This window comes from Paenibacillus sp. A3 (assembly GCF_001399685.1).
Taxonomy (GTDB): Bacteria; Bacillota; Bacilli; order Paenibacillales; family NBRC-103111; genus Paenibacillus_G.
Window position 1 is genome coordinate 1 of sequence record NZ_JTHN01000133.1, and the last position, 3,659, is coordinate 3,659.

Below are 3,659 nucleotides of genomic sequence, written 5' to 3' on the forward strand. Positions count from 1 at the left end.
TGCAGCAGCCGGTAGTCCGTCACGCTGCAGCTGTCCGAGCTTGTGATCAGCAGCTCCATCGAGCTCATGTCCAAGCCCTGCTCCGCTACATATTCCATGAACGGCACGATCAGCGCCGGCGTCGATTCGAAAATCGTAATTTGCCGGTCGCGTATCCAGCCATACAGACGAGTCGGATCGATGCGGTCGTCTTTCGGGCAAATAACCATCGTTCCGCCGTTATACAGCGTCCGGGCAATATCCCCGACGAACACGTCGAAGGAGAAGCTCGCCAATTGCAGCAGCCGTACCGGGAACTGATCCAGCCGGTATTCCCGGCGGTAAGCCGCCGCCGTATTGACCAGGCTACGGTGCTCGATCATAACGCCTTTCGGCCGTCCCGTCGTGCCCGACGTGTAGATCACGTACGCCAGATCGTGCGGTTCGCTCGCGTCAGGACCGTTCGCTCCGTCTCCGCCGTACGACTGCTCGTCGTCGAGGCAGAGGCAGCGCACGCTTTGCAGTGCCGAATCTTCCGCCAGCCACGCTTGGGCTTGGTCCTGCAGATGGGTTTGCGTCAGCAGCACCGTAGCCCCGCTGTCCTCCAGCATGAACCGGATGCGGTCCGACGGATACTCCGGATCGAGCGGCACATACGCGCCTCCCGCTTTCCAGACCGCCATGACGCCGACCAGCAGGTCCACCGAACGGTCCGCCAAAATGCCGACAATCGATTCTCTGCCGATGCCGCCCTCGCGCAGCGTGTAAGCCAGCCGGTTCGCTTGCTTGTTCAGCTCCCCGTATGTCAACTGCTTGTCCTCGTACATGACCGCCGTCGCTTCCGGGGTGCGCGCCGCCTGCTCCTCGAACAGCCGGTGGAACGTCTTCTCCGGCGGCAGCTCAGGCAGCGCCGGGTTGAACGCATGCTGAATTTGTTCCTTTTCAGCCGCAGTCAGCAGGCCAAGCGTCGCAATCTTCGCCCCCGGCTCGTTCACGATCGCTTCGAGAAGTTGCTCGAAGTGCTTCGCGAGCCGTTCTACCGTTTCCCTTTTATACAAGGCAGTCGCATACTCGAGGATGTATTCCAGACCGCCGCCGATTTCCGTCACGTCCAAGCTCAGGTCAAACTTGGATACGATTTCCTCGCTCGGATATGGAGTCAGCTTAAGCCCCGGGAGTCGGATCTCCTTGTTTTCCGTGTTTTGCAGAGTAAACATCGTGTCAAAGAGCGGATTGCGGCTTAAATCGCGGGCAACCTGCACTTTATCGACCAACTCTTCGAACGGATAGTTCTGGTGCTCGTAGGCACCCAAGGTCGTTTCCTTGACCTCTTTCAAGTAATCCAGGAACGTCTTCTCCCCGGAAGGATAACTGCGGATAACCAGCGTATTGACGAACATCCCGATCAGCGGCTGCACATCGCCATGGTTTCTTCCCGCAATCGGCGTCCCTACATTCAGGTCCTGCTGACCCGTATATTTATGCAGCACGATCGTATACGCCGCAAGCAATACCATGTACAGCGTCGCTCCGCTTTCGGCCGCGAGCCGCTTCAGACCTTCGCTCTTCTGCTCATCTATGAAAAATTGAAGCGCATGCCCTTCGTAGCTCTGCATAGCCGGACGCGCATAATCCGTCGGCATTTCCAGCACCGGAAGTTCCCCTTGGAACTTATCCAGCCAGTACGCTTCCTGCCGCTTCAACTGCTCCTGCTGCGCTTCGGACTGCTGCCATGCCGCATAATCCTTGTACTGAATCCGCAGCGGCTCAAGCTCTTCTTCACTGTACAAGCGGACAAACTCTTCGACCAGGACGTCCATCGAGACGCCATCGGAAACGATGTGATGCATGTCGAACATCAGGATATGCCGATCTTCCGCAAGCTCAAGCAGACCTACCCGCAGCAGCGGCGGCTTCGCCAGATCAAACGCGCGGACGAATTGGCGTACGACCTCTCCCGCTTCCTCTTCGCTCGCTTGCACATGCTCCACGGCAAAGTCGGCTTGCGGGTAAACCCGCTGCACCGCTTCGCCGTTCACCATTTCAAAGCCGGTGCGCAGCGTCTCATGCCGAGCGATCAGCCCGCGGAACGCCTCTTCGAACCGCTGCCGGTCCAACGTCCCTTCGAGCAGCATCGCTCCCGGCATGTTGTAGCTTAACTCCGCTCCTTCCAGCTGATGCAGGATGAAGAGCCGCTTCTGCGCAGACGACAACGGATAGTAGTCTCTTTCCTCAATCGCCGGTATGGACGAATACGACCCTTCTTCCATTCGGGCAATCGCCCGGGCCATGTCTTCAACCGTAGAGCAGGTAAACACATCCCGCAGCGGGAAATCGACATTGATCTCCTTGTGAATCTTGCTTACCAGCGTCGTTGCGCGCAGGGAGTGTCCTCCGATGTCGAAGAAATTTTCATGTATTCCGACTTTCTCAAGTCCGAGCACTTCCTGCCAGATATGAACCAGCTTCGCTTCCAGCGGCGTACGCGGCGCGGTGTATTCCGATCCGCTCGCGCCTCCTTCCGGAGCAGGCAGCGCCTTGCGATCGATCTTCCCGTTCGGCGTCAGCGGCAGCCGCTCCAACTGCACAAAGTACGACGGAATCATATACCCCGGCAGCTCCTGCGACATCGCGCTTCGCAGCCCGCTTGCTTGCAGTTCCTCGTCCGCCGTGAAGTACGCGCACAGCGCCTTCTGTCCGTTGCCGTCCTCCCGGATGACAACGACCGCTTCCTTGACGCCGTCCGCTTTCAGCAGCTGCGTTTCGACCTCGCCGATCTCGATCCGGTACCCACGGATTTTCGCCTGATTGTCGATCCGCCCGATGAAGTCCACGTTGCCGTCTTCCATCCAGCGCGCCAGGTCGCCTGTGCGGTACAGCCGCTCGCCCGGGACGAACGGGCTGTCGACAAACTTCTCTTCGTTCAGCTCCGGTCGGTTCAGGTAGCCCCGGGCTACGCCTACGCCGCCGATGCACAGCTCGCCCAATACCCCTACCGGTACCGGATTCAGGTGCGCATCCACAATGTAGAACCGGGCGTTCAGCCACGCCTTGCCGATCGGCACGTTCCCCGCCTCCGGCAGCTTCGCCAGCGGCTCGTCGTAGAAGCTCGAATCGATCGCCGCTTCCGTTACCCCGTACGCGTTGATGATTCTAAACTGCGAGCCGTAGCGCTCCTGCAGCAGCCGGTAGTCCGTCACGCTGCAGCTGTCCGAGCTTGTGATCAGCAGCTCCATCGAGCTCATATCCAAGCCCTGCTCCGCTACATATTCCATGAACGGCACGATCAGCGCCGGCGTCGATTCGAAGATCGTAATCTGCCGGTCGCGTATCCAGCCATACAGACGAGTCGGATCGATGCGGTCGTCCTTCGGGCAAATAACCATCGTTCCGCCATTGTACAGCGTCCGGGCAATATCCCCGACGAACACGTCGAAGGAGAAGCTCGCCAGCTGCAGCAGCCGTACCGGGAACTGATCCAGCCGGTATTCCCGGCGGTAAGCCGCTGCCGTATTGACCAGGCTGCGGTGCTCGATCATGACGCCTTTCGGCCGTCCCGTCGTGCCTGACGTGTAGATCACGTACGCCAGATCGTGCGGTTCGCTCGTGTCAGGCTCGTTCGCTCCGTCTCCGCCGTACGACTTCTCGTCGTCGAGGCAGAGGCAGCGCACGCTTTGCAG

The 3,659-nt window shown here is 59.4% G+C and carries 1 protein-coding gene; it reads right to left on the reverse strand.

Features of this window, described 5'->3' with window-relative positions; all coding sequences use genetic code 11:
* Positions 1–3,659, reverse strand: a 3,659-nt coding sequence (locus QJ48_RS20165) for a non-ribosomal peptide synthetase (protein WP_157261699.1), incomplete at both ends; no start/stop codon positions are given.